The sequence below is a fragment of the Pseudomonas putida group bacterium ESBL64 genome, assembly GCF_045277175.1.
In the GTDB taxonomy this organism is placed as follows: Bacteria; Pseudomonadota; Gammaproteobacteria; order Pseudomonadales; family Pseudomonadaceae; genus Aquipseudomonas; species Aquipseudomonas alloputida.
The window spans coordinates 2,566,776-2,585,618 of record NZ_CP145799.1 but is presented as its reverse complement, the minus strand read 5'-3'; the positions used below and the strand labels follow the sequence as shown (position 1 = coordinate 2,585,618).

The window sequence follows — 18,843 nt, the reverse complement described above, 5'->3', positions numbered from 1 at the left end:
CGCCATGCAACAATCTCCTGATCACCGCCCCTCGCCCTGGCATACGGGTGAAAAGACCCTGCAGGAAAAGGTCGGTGTAGCAGAACGCATGGAGGCGTTCGGGCAAAAGGTCATTCGTGACCACATGCCCGACCAGCACCGGACGTTCTATCACCAGTTACCCTTCATGGTCGCCGCCAGTGTGGATGCCCAGGGTCGGCCTTGGGCCACGCTGCTGGAAGGGCCAGAAGGGTTCGTAAGCTCGCCTGACCCTCGTATGCTGACGATCCACACCACGTTGCCGGCAGATGACCCCGCCACCCCCGGGTTGGCAGCCGGGCAGGCGGTCGGCCTGCTGGGGATCGAACTGCACACCCGTCGGCGCAATCGCATCAACGGGCAGATCCGCCACGCTGCCCAAGGGCAACTGCACGTGGCCGTAGAGCAGGCGTTTGGCAACTGCCCGCAGTACATCCAGTTGCGTGACTACACCCGCGTCACCGAACCCGCCCTCGGGCGCATCGATGCGACAACACTGGATACCTCGACCGTCAGCATGATCCAGGCGGCCGATACCTTCTTCGTCGCCAGCTATGTCGAGCATGCTGACGGCCAGCGCTCGGTAGATGTCTCTCACCGTGGTGGCCGGCCAGGGTTCATCAAGGTCGAAGGCAATCGGCTGACGATTCCCGACTATGCTGGCAATCTGCATTTCAACACCTTGGGTAATCTGGTGGTCAACCCGCGGGCCGGCTTGCTGTTCATCGACTTCAATAATGGCAATGTGTTGCAACTGTACGGGCGTGCCGAGGTGCTGCTGGACAGCCCGGCCATCCAGGCCTTTGAAGGGGCTGAGCGGTTATGGACACTGCAGGTCGAGCAGGTGGTGTGGCGTCCGGCAGCCGTTGCCCTGCGCTGGGCTTTCAAGGAATACGCGCCGACCAGTCTGATGACCGGTACCTGGGCCGAGGCCGATGCGCGCCTGGAGCAGCGGCGACAACAGCGCCAATGGCTGGCCTGGCGGGTGCTGCGGGTGGAGCAGGAAAGCCGCGACATCCGCTCGTTCTATCTCGAACCACCGGCAGGCTGCCGTGTGGCCTTTGCCCCTGGCCAGCATCTGCCTGTGCAGGTGACGCGTGATGGCGAGCCGGCGCTGATCCGCACCTACAGCCTTTCAAGTGCCCCCGACGATGGATTCTTGCGCATCAGCGTCAAAGCCCAGGGCCCGGCTTCGCGGTATTTGCATGAGCACGTTGTGGCCGGCGAGGTGTTGAATGTGCGGCCGCCGATGGGCAGCTTCACGCTTGATCAGCAAAGCACGCGCCCGTTGGTGCTGATCGGCGCGGGCGTGGGCATCACGCCGTTGCTGGCCATGCTGCGTCAGCAGTTGAGGACGGGGCAGGCCCGGCGCATTCATCTGTTCCATGGCGCACGCAGCCTGGCCGACTTGCCGTTCCAGCAGGAACTGGCGACCTTGCAGCAACAGGCTGGCGAACTACTGCATATACACCGCGCCCTGAGCCAGCCTGACGGGCACGCGCAGGTCGGTCGTGATTACGAGTTTGCCGGCCGGTTGGGTATCGAACAGGTCAAGGCAACGCTGGCGTTGGACGACTACGATTTCTACCTGTGTGGTCCGGGCAGCTTCACCCAGCAGCTTTACGAAGGGCTGCGTGGGGTGCATGTGCCGGATGCGCGGATTCACGCCGAAGCGTTTGGCCCGTCGACGCTGCGGCGGCACACCGACGCAGACCAGCCAATCTTGCAACAGCCGCCTGCCGCCGACGAACCGGTGCCGGTGTATTTTGCTGCGTCGGCCAAGGAGGCTCGCTGGGTTCCCGGTAGCGGCACCTTGCTGGAACTGGCCGAGGCGCGTGGGCTGGCACCGGAGTTCAGTTGCCGGGGTGGTTCGTGTGGTACCTGCAAGACCCGGCTGGTGAGCGGCCAGGTGCATTATCCGAATCCGCCGGCAGAGTTGCCGGAGGCAGGGTCGGTGCTGATCTGTTGTGCTGTGCCAGCGAAGGGGGAGGAGGGGATGCAGGCGTTGGTGCTGGATGTCTGATTCAAGCCAGTCGTAGGAGCGGGCTTGCCCGCGAAGAGGCCGGCACAGCTAACACCACGCATCCAGATGAACGATAATCCGCACGCCCCATTACCCTCAGGAGCCCGCATGGACCAGATCCACCTGATGAAGGTATTCGTCGCCGTCGGCGAGCTGGAAAGCTTCGCCGCGGCTGCCCGCCGTCTGGACATTTCTGCGGCCGCCGTCACCCGCGCCGTCAGCGCCCTGGAAGAGCAGCTCGGGGTCAAACTGTTGCTGCGTACAACCCGCAGCGTGCGTCTGACCGAGGCCGGCGGCCGCTATCTGGAAGACACCCGGCACATTCTCGCCAGTATTCACGAGGCCAATGAAGCCGCTGCCGGCATCAACGCGACGCCCAGGGGCGACCTGGCGGTGACCGCGCCGATTTTGTTCGGCAAGAAGTTCGTCATGCCGTGCATCGTCCGTTACCTGCAGCAGTACCCGGAAGTCGACGTTTCCGCGTTTTTTCTCGACCGCGTGGTGAACATGGTCGAGGAGGGCATGGACGTGGCCGTGCGCATCGGGCCGTTGCCCGACTCCGGGTTGAAGGCGTTGCGGGTGGGCAGGGTGCGGCGCATGTTGTGTGCCTCGCCCGACTACCTGGCGCGCCATGGTGTGCCGAAGCATCCGTCGGACCTGGCCGGGCATGCGATAATCGGCACCACCAACCTGTCGCCGCGTGCGGGTTGGCGCTTCGGAGTGACCGACGAACCTACCTTGGTGCGCATGAAGCCACGGCTGACGGTAACCAGCAATGACGGGGCAATCGCAGCTGCCAGCGGCGGGCTGGGGATTGCCCGGCTGCTGTCGTACCAGGTGGCGGACGAACTGGCTAGCGGGGAGTTACAGGTGCTGCTGGCCGAGTACGAAGAGGCGCCCTGGCCCATTCATGTGCTGCACCGCGAAAGCAAGTACGGCTCGGCCAAGGTCAGGGCCTTTATCGACATGCTGGCGCAAGACTTGCGCGATCAGCAGCTGGATTGAGGTCGTGCAGCGCGTCGAGAAATGGCGCCAGACAATGTTCGCTATCGTGACGGCCCTTTTTCAGGCAGCCCGCTCACAACGCCCGATACTGCATCCTGAACCCCAGGGTCATTGCCTCCCCCCAGTTCAGCAACCGCAACCCTGGTCGCCCTGGCAGGTGATGCGCATTGATTGGGTGGCTAACAGGTTCAAAGCAGAAAAAACCTTGCCCCTGCGGGCAATACAGCAAGAAGTGTTCGGCCCCATTGGCACTGCACGCCAGTCGATAACCCGCGCTGGGCTGTTCGATCACACACTCCCCTGGCCAGCCATTGAAGGCGTGATCAACCACTGTCTCGGGTAAACGCCCCATGGCATTGAAGCGCCATTGTTCGGGCACCTCGGCCTGGTACGACGGCAACCGCCCATCCTCGGCCAGCCACACTTTGCGTGCCGATGCGTACAACTTGGTATCGGGATACCGCGGAAAGTAAGGGTGCAACCCCAACCCGTACCAGTTGGCCGACTCATCCAGATGGGTTACATGCAGGTCCAGGTTCAGGCACCCCTCATGCAGATGCACATCCAGCGTGGCCCGGTAAGCAAACGGCACAGCACTGTCTAGCGTCAGCCGTGCTCGCTGTTCACTGTGATGCTCCACCTGCCAGGCCTGTTGCCAGGCACTGCCATGGATCGGGTAAGGGTCATGCCCGGTATTCGGTGCCAGTGCCTGCCACCCCTCGGGCCGGACAAAGCCACCCTCGCCAATGCGGTTGGACCAAGGCGCCAGTGGGTAGCAGGCGAGGCGTCGTGGCGTACCACTTTCCAGTGCGGCCAGGTCGGAATGGCGCAGCAGCGCTTGCCCGGTCGCTTTCACTTCCCAGTTGACCAGGCTGGCGCCCAACTCCGGAGCCAGGCTCAGGCGGGTCAGGCGGTCCTGCAGGTGCAGTTCGGTCACAGACATTCAGGGCTCCATTTAAATGAACGATCAATTGGCCCGACGGTAGGTGAGCAGCACGATGCCGCACACCACCACCGCGCCGCCGAGTAATTGCAGGGTGCCCAGTTGCTGGTCGAGCAAGGCCCAGCCCAGCAGTAGCGTGGCGATGGGTTCGACGTTCATCACGGGGGCGTTCTGCGCCATGTTCAGCCTTGGCACACAAACGAACAGCAAGGTGAAGGCCAAGCCATACAGCACTACCAGGCTGGCCAAGGCCGCCCAGCCACTGCTGCTGCCTGGCAGTGACAAACCGGACGGCATCACGCCGCTTGCGCCTGCAACCAGCATGCTGGAGAACACGATCAGCAAAGTCAGCAGGCTGCGCACGGGGCCGCGCACGCTGGCCAGTTTATGGTCGGTGATCCACAAGGCACAGGCAAAGGCACAGGCGGCGCCGAAGGCCAGGCTGACCCCTGGCACCCAGTGCGGGTTGGCCGCAGCGCTGTCGGCCAGGCGTGCCGGCACATCCAGCGCCAGCACCAGGCCGCACAGGATCAGGCCCATGAACAGCACGGTGCGGCCCGTGGGGCGTGCGCCGCCCAGCGCCCAGGTGAGCAGCGCCAGCAGCATCGGGAAGGTGTTGCCCACCAGCAGCGCCAAAGCCACTGGAATACGCGCCACCGCCGAGTACAGGCACAGGCTCTGGGTGGCAATCAGCAGGCCGAGCAGCAACTGCCACCGGCGCGCACCAGCGGGCAGGGCCAGGGCCTGGCGTTGCCACAGCAGCAGCCCGGCCAGTACCAGGAACGTGATGCCTGAGCGGCAGAGAATCGCCAGCAGCACGCCGGTGCCGTCATCGAAGGCGATGCGCGCGGCGATGTGGTTGCCAGCGAATGAACAGGCCAGCAGGGCGAGCAGGGCGATGGCCAGTTTGCGGGGGAAAAGCGGTACAGCCGAGGAGGGAACAGCCATGTGCAGGATCCATTTGCAAGAGCCCAGGGGCCGCCAAGCGGCCCCCGTTCATAATTACAGCACCACGCTAGGCAGCCACAGCGAGATCGCTGGAATGTAAGTCACTGCCATCAGCACCAGGAACAGCGCCAGGTAGAACGGCATCAGCGCCTTCACCGTCGACTCGATACTCACCTTGCCGATGGCCGAGCCGACAAACAACACCGCTCCCACCGGCGGGGTGATCAGCCCGATACCCAGGTTCACCAACATGATCATGCCAAAGTGCACCGGGTCCACGCCGATACCGGTAATCACCGGCAGCAGGATCGGCGTAAGGATCAGGATCAGCGGCGCCATGTCCATCACCGTGCCCAGCAGCAACAACATGAAGTTGATGCACATCAGGATCACGTAGCGGTTGTCCGACAGGGTCAGGAACGCCGTGGTGATCTTCGACGGGATCTGCATTAGCGTCATTACGTAGCCGAAGCTGGCGGCAAAGCCGATCAGGATCATCACGATGGAGATGGTCCGTACTGTGCGGTGCATCAGCTTGGGCAGGTCGCGCCACTTGTAGTCGCGGTAGATGAACATGGTCACGAAGAATGACCACACCACTGCCACGGCTGCCGATTCGGTGGCGGTGAACACCCCCGACAGGATACCGCCGAGGATGATGACCATGGCCATCAGGCCCCACAGCGCCTCACCGGCAATTTTCAGCGCCTGGCGCAGCGGGATCACTTCGCCCTTGGGGTAGTTGCGCTTCTTGGCGAACAACAGGCACAGGCCCATCATCACCGCGCTCAGCAGCAGGCCGGGCATCACCCCCGCCATGAACAGCGAGGCGATCGACACCGTGCCGCCCGCCGCCAGCGAGTACAGCACCGAGTTGTGGCTGGGCGGGGTCAGCAGCGCCTGCACCGAGCCGCTGACGGTCACGGCGGTGGAAAATTCACGCGGGTAGCCTTTGCGCTCCATCTCCGGGATCAGCACCGAGCCCACCGAGGCGGTATCGGCTACCGACGAGCCGGAAATCGCACCGAAGAAGGTCGAGGCCATGATGTTGACCAGCGACAGCCCGCCACGCACGAAGCCCACCAGCACCCCGGCAAAGGCCACCAGCCGGCGTGACATGCCGCCTTCGGCCATGATCGCGCCGGCCAGCACGAAGAATGGAATGGCCAGCAGCGAGAACTTGTTAACCCCACTGGCCACCTGGATCATCATCGCCTGCAGCGGGATGTCGATCCACCAGGCGCCGATCAGTGCCGACAGGCCCAGGGCGTAGGCTACCGGCATGCCGATCAGAATCAGCACGATGAAACTGCCCAACAGAATGAACGCTTCCATTTACGCAGCTCCTTCGTTTTCTTCGACCAGATCAAAGCGCACGACCTTGCGGTTGCTCTGATCGCCCAGCAGGAGTTTTTCCAGCACGAACACCAGCGTCAGCACGCCGCCGACCGGGATCGGCGCGTAAGTCATGCCGACCCGCACACCGGGCAGCGAGGCCAGCGACTGGTTCCAGGTGGTGATGCACAGCCGGGTGCCGTAATAGGTCATGAACACGCACACCACGATCATCAGCAGTTGTACCAGCAGGGCGACCAGCTGGCGCTGCAGCGGCGGCAACCGGTCGGTAATCATCCCCACCGCCATATGCGCCCCGGCGCGATAGCTGGCGGCGGCACCAACGAAGGTGAATACCACCATCAGCAGGATAGAGACTGGCTCTGGCCAGCTGGAGCCGGTGCCCAGCACGTAGCGGGCGAAGATGCCCCACGGGATGATCAGCGTCATGGCCAGGATCGACAGGCCCGCGATCCAGATGCAACTGCGGTACAGCGTGTCGTTCACGCTCAGGAAAAGCGATTTCATAGGCATCACCAAAGCGGCAGGGCGGCGGCGGCCGCACTGCCGAGGTCGTCTTGGAAGGGGCTGGTATTACTGGACGGCGTCGATACGCTTCATCAGGTCGGCGTACGGCGCGCCGTACTTCTCGCGTACCGATGCGGTGGCTTCGAAGAACGGTTTCTTATCGACAGTGATGAACTCGACACCGGCGGCCTTGAGCTTCTCTTCGCTGGCGGCAGACTTGGCGTCCCACAGCGCACGCTCTTCCATCTGTGCTTCGCGCGCGACCTTTTTCACCAGCACCTGCTGCTCCGGAGTGAGCTTGTTCCAGGTGGTCTTGGACATCACCACCGGCTCCGGCAGGATCAGGTGGCCGGTCAGGGTGTAGTACTTGGCGCTCTGGAAATGGTTGTGCTCAAGCAAGGTCGGCGGGTTGTTCTCGGCGCCGTCGATCACGCCGGTTTGCAGGGCACTGAAGATTTCCCCGGTGTCCATGGCGATACCGTTGCCGCCCATGGCGTTCATCATGTCGATGAACAGCGGGTTGCCCTGTACGCGAATCTTCATGCCTTTGAGGTCTTCCAGGCTGCGCACCGGCTTTTTGGTGTAGATGCTGCGCGAGCCGCCGTCCATCCAGGCCAAGGCCACCAGGTTGAAGTCGGAGTTGGTGATCTTGTCGAGGATCTCCTGGCCGATCTCGCCATCGATGATCTTGCGCATGTGATCATGGTCGCGGAACACGAACGGCATGTTGAACACGTTCACATCCGGCACTACCGGGCCGACGATCCCCAGGCTGACGCGGGTCATCTGCACGGCGCCGATCTGAGCCTGTTCGATCACTTCCTTTTCCGATCCCAGCACGCCGCCGGCGAACATCTTGAAGGTAATGTCGCCATTGCTGGCCTGTTCCAGCTTTTTACCCATGTTCTGCTCGGCGACCACGGTCGGGTAGCCGGCCGGGTGGATTTCGGCGAACTTGATGTCCAGCGCCGAGGCGGGCATGGCCACGCTGAAGGCGAACGGGAGTACGGCAAGAAGCAGCTTGCGTTTGAACGTCATGATGAAACTCCGTGGTTTTTATTATCCGGTTTCGGGCGTGCAAGTGTGGGTGTGGCAGTGGGGCTCAGCCCCGGTAGGCAGGTTCCTCCAGGCCCTTGGTGCCAGGGTTGAGGGCAAATACCCCGCCAGCCAGTGGCTGGTCGCCGAGGTCGATGCCCGCGGGGCGAATCGAAGTGACGTACAGGGTGTCGAGGTTGGCGCCACCAAAGGCGCACATGGCCGGCTTGTTCACCGGTACGCTGAGCGAGCGGTCGAGGCGCCCGTCAGGGGTGAAGCGGTGAACTTGCCCGGCGTCGTTGCCGCAGATCCAGTAGCAGCCATCCTGGTCGATCGCGGCGCCGTCGGGGCGCCCTGGGTAGCCGCGCATGTCGACGAACAGCCGCTTGTTGTGCGGCGTGCCGCTGTCGGTGTCGTAGTCGAAGGCCCACACCTTCTGCACGTTGGGGTGTGAGTCGGACAGGTACATGCGCTTGCCGTCGGGGCTGAACGCCAGGCCGTTGGGCACGATCATGCCGTCCTGCTGCAGGTGCAGGTGGCCTTCGCCGTCATGCCGGTACAGCGCACCCACATGGGCGCCTTGCTGCATGTCCAGCAGCATGGTCCCGGCCCAGAAGCGGCCCTGACGGTCGCAGCGGCCATCGTTGAAGCGCATGCCGGCCTGGGCGTGCTGCACGTTGCTGAGCAGCCGGCTGTCCAGGCTGCCGTCCGCCCTGGCCTGGAGCTGAAAGATGCCGCTTTCCATACCCGCAACCCAGCCCTGACCGCTGCGGGCGATGCAGGCCAGCATCTCGTCGCCTTGCCAGAACTGGTGTTTGCCATCGGCCGCTTGCCAGCGATGCAATTGGCGAGCGGGAATGTCTACCCAGTACAGGGCCTGTTCACCGGGGTGCCACACAGGGCTTTCGCCGGTACCGTTACGGGCGTCGACGATCAGTTCGCAGTTCATGGCCGTGCCTCCTGGCGTGGGGTCAGTTGAACGGGCCGGCCACGGCGAAAGCGCCGCCCTGGTAGACCATGCTCGGGTCATCGGCGGCGGGTGCCGGTTGGGCCTCCACGGCTGCGCGGAAGGCTTCCGAGCTGTCCTTGGGCACATAGCCCAGGTGCGCGGCATGGCGGTTGTCCCACCACACGGTGCGATTGTCGGAGGCGCCGTAGACGATGGTATGGCCAACGTCGGGCGTCGATAGGCCACGTTCGATCAGTTGCACCAAGTCGTCATAGCTCAGCCAGGTGCAGAGCATGCGCGGGTTCTGTGGCTGCGGGAACGACGAGCCGATGCGAATGCTGACGGTCTCGATGCCGTAGCGGTCAAAGTAGAAGCTGGCCACATCTTCGCCGTAGCACTTGGACAGCCCGTAATAGCTGTCGGGACGGCGTGGCGCGTGAGCGTCGATGCGCTCATCCTGGCGGTAGAAACCGATGGTGTGGTTGGAGCTGGCGAAGATGATGCGCTTGACCCCGTGCTTGCGCGCCGCCTCATACACGTGGAACACGCCGCAGATATTGGGGCCGAGAATCTCTTCGAAGGCGTGTTCGGTAGAAACCCCGCCAAAGTGGATGATGGCGTCCACGCCTTCGACCAGTGCATGCACCGCAGCCTTGTCGGCCAGGTCGCAGGTGATGACTTCCTCATGCGGGCCAGCAGCAGGCGCCATGGGGCTGATGTCGGAAAGGCGCAGGACCTCGGCGTAGCCTTTCAGGCGTTCGCGAAGGACCTTGCCCAGGCCGCCTGCGGCTCCAGTGAGCAGCAGGCGATTGAAGGGGGTAGTGGTCATGGCCGGCTCTTGTTGTTAGTTGTTGTAGGTTGTCGTATGACTTGGGTGATTATTGGCGGTGGTTCTGTGTGTTGTCAATGAGGCTTGGGCGGCTTTTGCCGGCCTTTTCGCGGGTAAGAAAGGGCGAAAGGCCTGCGCGGTCGCCCGTAGGAGCGGGTTTACCCGCGAAAGGGCCGGCCCTGCTGGCCAATCTCCACCCGCCGTTCACCGTTGTCGCCGCCACCGTATTCGCGGGTAAACCCGCTCCTACACCAGATCGAGGGTGGACACAGGTCGGTGGTTGGGCGCAGGCCGCTGTGTAGGAGCGGGTTTACCCGCGAAAGGGCCGGCCCTGCTGGCCAATTTTCACCCGCCGTTCGCCGTTGCCGCCGGTACCGTATTCGCGGGTAAACCCGCTCCTACACCAGATCGAGGGTGGACACAGGTCGGTGGTTGGGCGCAGGCCGCTGTGTAGGAGCGGGTTTACCCGCGAAAGGGCCGGCCCTGCTGGCCAGTTTTCACCCGCCGTTCGCCGTTGCCGCCGCTACCGTATTCGCGGGTAAACCCGCTCCTACACCTGATCAATGGTGGACACAGGTCGGTGGTTGGACACAGGTCGTCGTAGGAGCGGGTTCACCCGCGAAAGGGCCGGCCCTGCTGGCCAATCTCCACCCGCCGCTCACCGTTGCCGCCACCACCGTATTCGCGGGTAAACCCGCAGGTCTTGATCAGAGCAACGACAATGGGTAGTTGAAGATCAACCGGTTCTCATCAAACTCGTTATTGCTGTAATCCCGGCGAATCGACGAGTTACGCCATTTCACACTCAAATCCTTGAATGCCCCGCTCTGGATCACATACGCAAGCTCCGTTTCACGCACCCACTCCTTGCCATCGGTCACCCCCCCGCTGTGCACATCGCGCCCGCTGATGTAGCGGTTCATCAAGGTCAGCCCTGGCACCCCGACGGTGACGAAGTTGAAGTCATGGCGCACCTGCCACGAACGCTCGTTGGCATTGTCGAAGCTGGAGTTGTAACTGTCGTTGGCCAAGGTCCCGCCACTGGTGCCGTTCACCCGCATCCAGGTATCACCATCGACTTTCTGCAGCCCCACCCAGAAGGTGCTGCCACCGTACTTGGCCGAGAACATCCCCGAGTAGGTCTTGTTGTCCAGCTGCCCGGCGCGTTCGGAGCCGTCCTCGTCGCCATGGAAGTAGCCCAGGTTCGCACCCAGGGTCCAGTCACCCACCGGCTGGCTGTGGCTCAGTTGCAGGTATTGCTGCTGGTACACGTCCTTCAGCACCGCATTCCAAAGCCCCACCAGCGTGCGGTCCTGGTTGAACTTGTACTCGCCGCCGACGAAGTTGAAACGGTCCGACACGCCGCCGCCGTAGCTCATGTCTTCCATGCTCGCGTCGTTACGCGGGCTGTTGCCGCGGAACTGGCCGCCGTACAGGGTCAGCCCTGCGATTTCGTTGGAGGTAACCTGCCCGCCACGGAACGTCTGTGGCAACGAACGCCCGTCGTCCGAACGCAGAATCGGCAGTACCGGCATCCATTCACCGATCTTCAGTTCGGTCTTGGAAATACGCGCCTTGCCCGCCACTGCCAGGCGCCCGTAGTCGTCTGCCGGCTTGCCATCGTCATGGCGTGGCAGCAACGCCGTGCCATAGGTACCGCCACCGCCGTCGAGTTTGACCGACCACAGCCCCAGCACATCCACGCCGAAGCCGATTGGCCCTTCGGTGAACCCCGAGCGGGCATCGAGGATGAAGCTTTGCGTCCACTCCTCGGCCTTGCTCTGTGGGTTGCTGGGGTTGGTGAAGTTGCGGTTGATGTAGAAGTTGCGCAGCCCGAGGGTGGCCTTGCTGTCCTCGACAAATCCCGCTGCCAGGCTGGTGCCCGGCAGGCCGGCGATAACCCCGGCGCCAAGCAGGGCGAAGGGTAGGGTGTGGCAGATTTTCATTATTGTTGTGCTCCCTAAGGGTGTGGCAGCCCGTCCACCGGGCACGCGCAAGCGGCCTGCGGCAGGGGCGGGTAGATAACGGGCCGGTCAGGGCCAGGGGTGAATGCGCGGTAACCGGGCGCTACGTACTGGCAGGTTTACGCGAGCTGGCCGGGGGAAGAGGGGTATGCAACAGACGTAGGTGTAGCGGGATGGATGTCGACATAAGTTCGTCCACTGATTGTTGTTTTTGTTATGCGTTGTCGTACAACTGTGGGCGATTATTAGCAAGGGGGAGGAGGGCTGTCAACGGCTGATCGCAGAGCAAATAGGGTACTAGACGCCAAAAACTGAGCGGCAGAGGCTCTACCCTGAACGCGCTGCAGACATACTACAACTGCCATGCACCATGCCACGCACGTACACGATCTACTGGTAGGAGCGGGCTTGCCCGCGAACACGGGTAAAGCCCGTGCCATCCACCCCATTGGCCGCCTCGCACCGCAAACCGGGGGCAGGGTTAAAAATCAAATCGTAACTGCGGTGGCCCCATCCCCGAGCCTGCGCTATCTTCAGATCTGGCCTCGCCCTTGACCACGTAGACTGGCATGTCCAGTCCCGGCATCCTTGCTGGTGCCGTACCCCTCCTGTCGGCAGGGGCGAGGCCTCTTCATTTGAAGGGAATGGCGCTGTGGTCACTTCCGGCAGACAAACTGCCATTGCAGAGTCCCCACGATCAGTGCAGTGTAATGACAATCGTCTTTACATGAGGGCTATGTCATGGCTTCTATCAATATCCGCGTCGACGATGATCTCAAAGCCCGCGCCTACAAAGAGCTCGATCGCCTCGGTGTCACCCCCTCCGAACTCATGCGCCAGGCCCTGCAATATGTAGCTGAGCGGGGCAAGCTACCCTTCCGGCCGGTCCTGATGACCGAGGAAGATGAAGATCTCATTGCTACCGTACAAGAGCGGCTTGCTTCTCCGCAGCGCGTGAGGGTAAAGCTGGATGACCTATAGCCTCGACTTCGATGCCCGCGCATTGAAAGAGTGGAAGAAGCTGGGCGATACCGTGCGTCAGCAGTTCAAGAAGAAACTGGCAGAGGTCCTGCTGAAACCTTGAATCGAGGCAAACCGCCTTCACTCGCTGCCGGATTGCTACAAAATAAAGCTTCGCAGCAGCGGGTACAGGCTGGTTTATCAGGTCATTGACCAAGAGATCGTGGTTTTTGTCGTCGCTGTCGATCGCCGTGAGCGGGACCAAGCTTACAAAAAGGCTGCTGAGCGACTTGAGTAGGCCTATAGGGTTTGGCAGCCCCAGGCCGAAATCTCAAGGTAAAACACCGCCTCAAAGCTAGAGCTGTGCTTCGGTGGGAGCGGGCTTGCCCGCGAAGAATCCGACTCGGTGTATGGCACCGGCTTCGCCGGTGTTCGCGGCGGTTCAACGCCTCGATGAACCCGCACAGGTCCCCCATCAGCCCAGAGGGCTCATTGCCAAGTCAGGCAGACCAGCTTGCCAGGTAACCCCGGCAAACTGCGATCTCTGTAGGAGCGGGTTCACCCGCGAAGAGGCCAGCACAGGCAATAAATGGTCCCCTGTTCACATGGGCCTTCGCAGGGGCGGTCTTTTATAGGATTAAGAAATCAATCTTCGTAACTGACGTCAGGACTCTCGGGGAAAATCATAAAAAAAGGCTGCCAATCGGCAGCCTTCTCGATGCTCAGCCCGGACGATCAGTCCCAGCTCAACGCCCCACCGGTCTGATACTCAATCACACGCGTCTCAAAGAAGTTCTTCTCTTTCTTCAAGTCCATGATTTCGCTCATCCAAGGGAACGGGTTGGTAGTCCCTGGGTACTCTTCCTTCAGGCCAATCTGGGTCAGACGACGGTTGGCGATGAACTTGAGGTAGTCCTCCATCATCGCTGCGTTCATGCCCAGCACGCCGCGTGGCATGGTGTCTCGGGCGTATTCGATCTCCAGCTGGGTCCCTTGCAGGATCATCTGGGTCGCTTCTTCCTTCATCGCCGCATCCCACAGGTGCGGGTTCTCGATCTTGATCTGGTTGATCACGTCGATACCGAAGTTCAGGTGCATCGACTCGTCACGCAGGATGTACTGGAACTGCTCGGCCACGCCGGTCATCTTGTTGCGGCGGCCCATGGACAGGATCTGGGTGAAGCCGCAGTAGAAGAAGATGCCTTCCAGGACGCAGTAGTAGGCGATCAGGTTGCGCAGCAGCTCTTTGTCGGTTTCGACGGTGCCGGTGTTGAATTCCGGGTCGGAGATGGCGCGGGTGTACTTCAGGCCCCAGGCGGCTTTTTTAGCGACCGACGGGATCTCGTGGTACATGTTGAAGATCTCGCCTTCATCCATGCCCAGCGACTCGATGCAGTACTGGTAGGCGTGGGTGTGGATCGCCTCTTCGAAGGCCTGGCGCAGGATGTACTGGCGGCACTCCGGGTTGGTGATCAGGCGGTACACGGCCAGGGCCAGGTTGTTGGCAACCAGCGAGTCGGCGGTGGAGAAGAAGCCGAGGTTGCGCATGACGATGCGGCGCTCGTCTTCGGTCAGGCCGTCCTGGCTCTTCCACAGGGCGATGTCGGCGGTCATGTTGACCTCTTGCGGCATCCAGTGGTTGGCGCAGCCGTCCAGGTACTTCTGCCAGGCCCAGTCGTACTTGAACGGTACCAGCTGGTTGAGGTCGGCGCGGCAGTTGATCATGCGCTTTTCATCGACTGCAACGCGGGCCGAGGAACCTTCCAGCTCGGCCAGGCCTTCGGCAACGTCGAGGGCGTCGAGGGCAGCCTTGGCACGTTTGACGGCTTCGGAGTCAGAAGCGGTGGCCGCACGGGCCTCCAGGGCGGCGGCACCACCGGCGCTGTCGAGCTTGTCGAGGGTGGCGGCGGCAGCGGCCTGCGCAGGGGTGTTGCCTTTGGCGGCTACTTCGCCGTCTTCTTTGTCGAATTCGTCCCAGCTCAGCATGGTTTGGCTCCTGCTTGAGGGTCGCCCTGGGGCAACCGGTTGGATTTTAAGAATGTGATGCCTGACGCAAGGCCGTAACGGCGAATGGACAGCTCGAGAGGCTGACTCTCGTTTACATCTGAATGTGTTCTGGCTTGTACCTGGCCAGGCCTCTGGGAGGGGCCAGGACAATTGAATAGGTGCTCTTTTCAGAGGGCGCAGAGTATACCGGAATTCACCTTCGATCGGGGCGCGTGTGTCGCCGGCGAGGGTAACTTTTTCGACCGGTTTGGCGTGCGTCCGTTCACGAAAAAGGTGGCTTCTTCTACGGGGGGAGAGTGTAGCGCCAACCTATATGTTGTGCCAGTTTAAATTTCAAGGCACATCATATGGTGTTTCTTGAGGGCTGTGTTGCAAAGCCGGCCTCGCCGCGGGCTGGCCGGCGATGAGGCCAGCTACCACTAGCTACGGTGGGTATACAGCGTTTCGACAATGTGTGTCTTGGGGTGCTTGCGTGCCTGTTCCACTGAGGTGAAACGGCCGGTTTCTGCGTTGCGACCAATCTTGCGAGATGCCAGTTTTTTCCGCGCCATGGGCGTACATCCTTTTTTGAGAGGTCCTGTTCTTTTACCGAGCTGCGTGAACAGTGGGCAAAGGGCAAGGTTTCTCTGAGGCGCGGATACAAAAATGCCGCGCGGGGCACCCGTAGGCACCCCGCACGGCATTCAGGCCTTACTGGCAGGCTTCGCAGTCAGGCTCGTCGATCGCGCAGGCCTTCGGCACTGGCGCTGGGCCGGCTGCCTGGACCGGGGCGCTGTCGCCACCGCTGGAAACGGCGTTGAGCTTGCCGGTGTTGATGGTCGACTTCTCGGTGCTGGTGGCGGCCAGGGCACGGAGGTAGTAGGTGGTTTTCAGGCCACGGTACCAGGCCATGCGGTAGGTCACGTCCAGCTTCTTGCCCGATGCACCCGCAATGTACAGGTTCAGCGACTGCGCCTGGTCGATCCACTTCTGGCGACGGGAAGCCGCGTCGACAATCCACTTGGTCTCGACTTCGAACGCAGTGGCGTACAGGTCTTTCAGCTCTTGCGGGATACGCTCGATCTGCTGTACCGAACCGTCGTAGTACTTCAGGTCGTTGATCATGACCGAGTCCCACAGGTCGCGGGCCTTGAGGTCGCGAACCAGGTACGGGTTGATCACGGTGAATTCGCCCGACAGGTTCGATTTCACGTACAGGTTCTGGTAGGTAGGCTCGATCGACTGCGACACGCCAGTGATGTTGGCGATGGTCGCGGTTGGCGCGATGGCCATGATGTTCGAGTTACGAATACCTTTCTGCACGCGGGCACGTACCGGCGCCCAGTCCAGGGTTTCTTCCAGGTTGACGTCGATGTACTTCTGGCCACGGGCCTCGATCAGGATCTGTTGCGAATCCAGCGGCAGGATGCCCTTGGACCACAGCGAACCCTGGAAGGTCTCGTAGGCGCCGCGTTCATCGGCCAGGTCGCAAGAAGCCTGGATGGCGTAGTAGCTGACCGCTTCCATCGACTTGTCGGCAAACTCGACGGCAGCATCGGAACCGTAAGGAATGTGCTGCAGGTACAGCGCATCCTGGAAGCCCATGATGCCCAGGCCGACCGGACGGTGCTTGAAGTTCGAGTTACGCGCTTGCGGCACCGAGTAGTAGTTGATGTCGATCACGTTGTCGAGCATGCGCACGGCGGTGTTCACGGTACGCTGCAGCTTGGCAGTGTCCAGCTTGCCGTCGACGATGTGGTTCGGCAGGTTGATCGAGCCCAGGTTGCAGACTGCGATCTCGTCCTTGTTGGTGTTCAGGGTGATTTCGGTGCACAGGTTCGAGCTGTGGACCACGCCCACGTGCTGCTGCGGCGAACGCAGGTTGCACGGGTCCTTGAAGGTCAGCCATGGGTGGCCGGTCTCGAACAGCATCGACAGCATCTTGCGCCACAGGTCTTTGGCCTGGATGGTCTTGAACACCTTGATCTTGTTGTACTCGGTCAGGGCTTCGTAGTACTCGTAGCGCTCTTCGAAGGCCTTGCCGGTCAGGTCGTGCAGGTCTGGCACTTCCGAAGGCGAGAACAGGGTCCACTTGCCGTCATCGAAGACACGCTTCATGAACAGGTCAGGGATCCAGTTGGCGGTGTTCATGTCGTGGGTACGACGGCGGTCATCACCGGTGTTCTTGCGCAGCTCGATGAATTCTTCGATGTCCAGGTGCCAGGTTTCCAGGTAGGCACATACAGCGCCTTTGCGCTTGCCACCCTGGTTCACGGCAACGGCGGTGTCGTTGACCACTTTCAGGAACGGGACGACGCCCTGGGATTTACCGTTGGTGCCCTTGATGTACGAGCCCAGTGCACGGACCGGGGTCCAGTCGTTGCCCAGGCCGCCGGCGAATTTCGACAGCATGGCGTTGTCGTGGATCGCGTGGTAGATGCCCGACAGGTCGTCCGGCACGGTGGTCAGGTAGCAGCTGGACAGCTGCGGGCGCAGGGTACCGGCGTTGAACAGGGTCGGGGTCGAGGCCATGTAGTCGAACGACGACAACAGGTTGTAGAACTCGATCGCACGGGCTTCCTTGTCTTTCTCTTCCAGCGCCAGGCCCATCGCCACACGCATGAAGAACACCTGCGGCAGCTCGAAGCGCACGCCATCCTTGTGGATGAAGTAGCGGTCGTACAGGGTTTGCAGGCCCAGGTAGGTGAACTGCTGGTCGCGCTCGTGGTTGATCGCCTTGCCCAGTTTTTCCAGGTCGAAGTCGGCCAGGGCCGGGTTCAGCAGCTCGAACTCGATACCTTTGGCGACGTAGGCCGGCAGGGCCTTGGCGTACAGGTCAGCCATTTCGTGGTGGGTGGCGCTGTCGGCTACATTCAGGAAGCCCAGGCCTTCGGCGCGCAGGGTGTCCATCAGCAGGCGGGCGGTAACGAACGAGTAGTTCGGCTCGCGCTCCACCAGGGTACGGGCGGTCATCACCAGGGCGGTGTTGACGTCCTTGATGGCCACGCCGTCGTACAGGTTCTTCAGGGTTTCGCGCTGGATCAGGTCGCCATCGACTTCGGCCAGGCCTTCGCAGGCTTCGCTGATGATGGTGTTCAGGCGGGCCATGTCGAGCGGCGCCAGGCTGCCGTCAGCCAGGGTGATGCGGATGCTCGGGTGCGGCTCGACCACGGCGTCGGTGTTGGCGCGGGTGGCACGCTCCTTGGCGCGCTGGTCACGGTAGATCACGTAGTCGCGGGCAACTTTCTGCTCGCCGGCGCGCATCAGGGCCAGTTCGACCTGGTCCTGGATTTCTTCGATGTGGATGGTGCCACCCGATGGCATGCGACGCTTGAACGTGGCGGTAACCTGCTCGGTCAGGCGCGCGACGGTGTCGTGGATGCGCGACGAAGCGGCGGCAGTGCCGCCTTCAACTGCGAGGAACGCCTTGGTGATGGCGACGGTGATCTTGTCGTCGGTGTAAGGGACGACAGTGCCGTTACGCTTGATCACGCGCAGTTGGCCAGGGGCGGTGGCAGCCAGATCCTGGTTGGAATCGGCGGCCTGCGGCACCTTGGCCTGCGGGTTCTCGCGAGTTGTGTCGGTTTGCATGGGTGGGTGTCTCCACAATTTCTATATTGTTCAGGCGCCCTATGGGCGCCCACCGTTCCGTCCACTTGCTCGATGGCCTTGCGGGGATGCACAAAGCATGCGCATCCGCCCGCACGGGCGTACCGACTTCGGGACAGACTCAGGAATTAGGGGCAATGGCTTGCCGCTCCCTGGCCGAAGTCAAAGGTTTTGGGCGGGGCCCAAAATCTGTTGCTGATGGATGCCAGGGCTGGCCTGCAACACCCATGCCCGAACAAGGCCCTGGAAGGGCTTGCCTCGGTCGCCTCCGCAGGAGCGGTTTGGCTGCTGAAATCACCTGAAGTTCCACCCGGAAAATCGCTTGATCTTGCGGGTTGACTTTTGTGTGTGATTTTGCACGAACCCCTATATCTAGTGGTTCGCTGCGATCGGGATACAAGATAATGCGGTATTGGGGGCTTTGCAAGGCGAGCGCCTGTGGATAAGTTGTGTGTACTTTGTGAGTGAATGGTGGGTATTCGCTGTAGGCCTTGTGCCAAGTGGTTTGCAGTATTTTTCTGCACCGTGACGCCCTTGGGCAGTTTTTTTGGGGCGCGAAGCCTGTCACAAAAAACGGTTCAGTCGAGGGGGCGGTAGGGCGTGTCTGAAGATCTGGGGTGCCTGGGAGATCGAGCACCGTCCGCGGGGCGCTCGGTCTCGCAGGGCCCCCCATCTACATTCATACTCTCAGCTGCCCTGACACGATCCCAA

General features: G+C 61.8%; 14 protein-coding genes and 1 pseudogene. 4 read left to right on the top strand and 11 right to left on the bottom strand.

The window, feature by feature from the left end; all coding sequences use genetic code 11:
• The first annotated feature begins 4 nt into the window (after positions 1-4).
• Together V6093_RS11810 and V6093_RS11805 are read left to right on the top strand one after the other, a co-directional pair.
• Entirely contained in the window at positions 5-2,041 is a 2,037-nt protein-coding gene (locus V6093_RS11810) for a pyridoxamine 5'-phosphate oxidase family protein (protein ID WP_108078066.1), read from the top strand.
• A gap of 108 nt (positions 2,042-2,149) precedes the next feature.
• The gene (locus tag V6093_RS11805) at positions 2,150-3,046 is read left to right on the top strand and encodes a LysR family transcriptional regulator (protein WP_047603509.1); all 897 of its coding nucleotides are present in this window, start codon (positions 2,150-2,152) and stop codon (positions 3,044-3,046) included.
• 73 nt (positions 3,047-3,119) lie between these two features.
• On the opposite strand, the gene V6093_RS11800 is transcribed toward V6093_RS11805, so the two are convergent.
• From V6093_RS11800 to V6093_RS11765, 8 genes are all read right to left on the bottom strand, one after another.
• Positions 3,120-3,989 carry an aldose 1-epimerase gene (locus V6093_RS11800; RefSeq protein WP_406669803.1) on the bottom strand — a complete coding sequence of 290 codons (870 nt, stop codon included), beginning with the start codon at positions 3,987-3,989 and terminating at the stop codon, positions 3,120-3,122.
• Between the two features lie 24 nt (positions 3,990-4,013).
• A complete protein-coding gene (locus tag V6093_RS11795; RefSeq protein WP_003254835.1) occupies positions 4,014-4,937 on the bottom strand; it encodes an EamA family transporter in 924 nt (307 codons plus the stop codon).
• 54 nt (positions 4,938-4,991) lie between these two features.
• Complete coding sequence (locus tag V6093_RS11790; protein ID WP_003254833.1) at positions 4,992-6,272, bottom strand: TRAP transporter large permease; 1,281 nt, start codon at positions 6,270-6,272, stop codon at positions 4,992-4,994.
• Positions 6,273-6,800, bottom strand: coding sequence for a TRAP transporter small permease (locus tag V6093_RS11785; RefSeq protein ID WP_003254832.1), 528 nt, complete (start codon positions 6,798-6,800; stop codon positions 6,273-6,275).
• 66 nt (positions 6,801-6,866) lie between these two features.
• Positions 6,867-7,838, bottom strand: a complete 972-nt coding sequence (locus V6093_RS11780; protein WP_064492306.1) for a TRAP transporter substrate-binding protein — start codon at positions 7,836-7,838, stop codon at positions 6,867-6,869.
• A gap of 64 nt (positions 7,839-7,902) precedes the next feature.
• Positions 7,903-8,784 carry an SMP-30/gluconolactonase/LRE family protein gene (locus V6093_RS11775; RefSeq protein ID WP_406669802.1) on the bottom strand — a complete coding sequence of 294 codons (882 nt, stop codon included), beginning with the start codon at positions 8,782-8,784 and terminating at the stop codon, positions 7,903-7,905.
• A 22-nt stretch (positions 8,785-8,806) separates the two neighbouring features.
• Positions 8,807-9,613 (bottom strand): NAD(P)-dependent oxidoreductase, encoded by an 807-nt coding sequence (locus V6093_RS11770; protein ID WP_003254828.1) that lies wholly within the window; start codon positions 9,611-9,613, stop codon positions 8,807-8,809.
• A gap of 707 nt (positions 9,614-10,320) precedes the next feature.
• Positions 10,321-11,559 carry an OprD family porin gene (locus V6093_RS11765; protein ID WP_004577198.1) on the bottom strand — a complete coding sequence of 413 codons (1,239 nt, stop codon included), beginning with the start codon at positions 11,557-11,559 and terminating at the stop codon, positions 10,321-10,323.
• 759 nt (positions 11,560-12,318) lie between these two features.
• Between V6093_RS11765 and V6093_RS11760 the strand changes: the two genes are divergently transcribed.
• Positions 12,319-12,558 carry a type II toxin-antitoxin system RelB/DinJ family antitoxin gene (locus tag V6093_RS11760; protein WP_003254825.1) on the top strand — a complete coding sequence of 80 codons (240 nt, stop codon included), beginning with the start codon at positions 12,319-12,321 and terminating at the stop codon, positions 12,556-12,558.
• Positions 12,548-12,835: pseudogene (locus V6093_RS11755) on the top strand (type II toxin-antitoxin system RelE family toxin). The gene V6093_RS11760 and the pseudogene V6093_RS11755 overlap by 11 nt, the downstream one beginning before the upstream one ends.
• A gap of 437 nt (positions 12,836-13,272) precedes the next feature.
• On the opposite strand, the gene V6093_RS11750 reads toward V6093_RS11755, so the two are convergent.
• The 3 genes from V6093_RS11750 to V6093_RS11740 all read right to left on the bottom strand — a co-directional run bounded on the left by V6093_RS11750 (position 13,273) and on the right by V6093_RS11740 (position 18,114).
• Complete coding sequence (locus V6093_RS11750; protein WP_003254823.1) at positions 13,273-14,523, bottom strand: ribonucleotide-diphosphate reductase subunit beta; 1,251 nt, start codon at positions 14,521-14,523, stop codon at positions 13,273-13,275.
• Positions 14,524-14,963: 440 nt separating this feature from the next.
• Entirely contained in the window at positions 14,964-15,095 is a 132-nt protein-coding gene (locus tag V6093_RS11745) for a hypothetical protein (protein WP_003254821.1), read from the bottom strand.
• Positions 15,096-15,234: 139 nt separating this feature from the next.
• Positions 15,235-18,114, bottom strand: coding sequence for a ribonucleoside-diphosphate reductase subunit alpha (locus tag V6093_RS11740; protein ID WP_406669801.1), 2,880 nt, complete (start codon positions 18,112-18,114; stop codon positions 15,235-15,237).
• Positions 18,115-18,843: the final 729 nt, after the last annotated feature.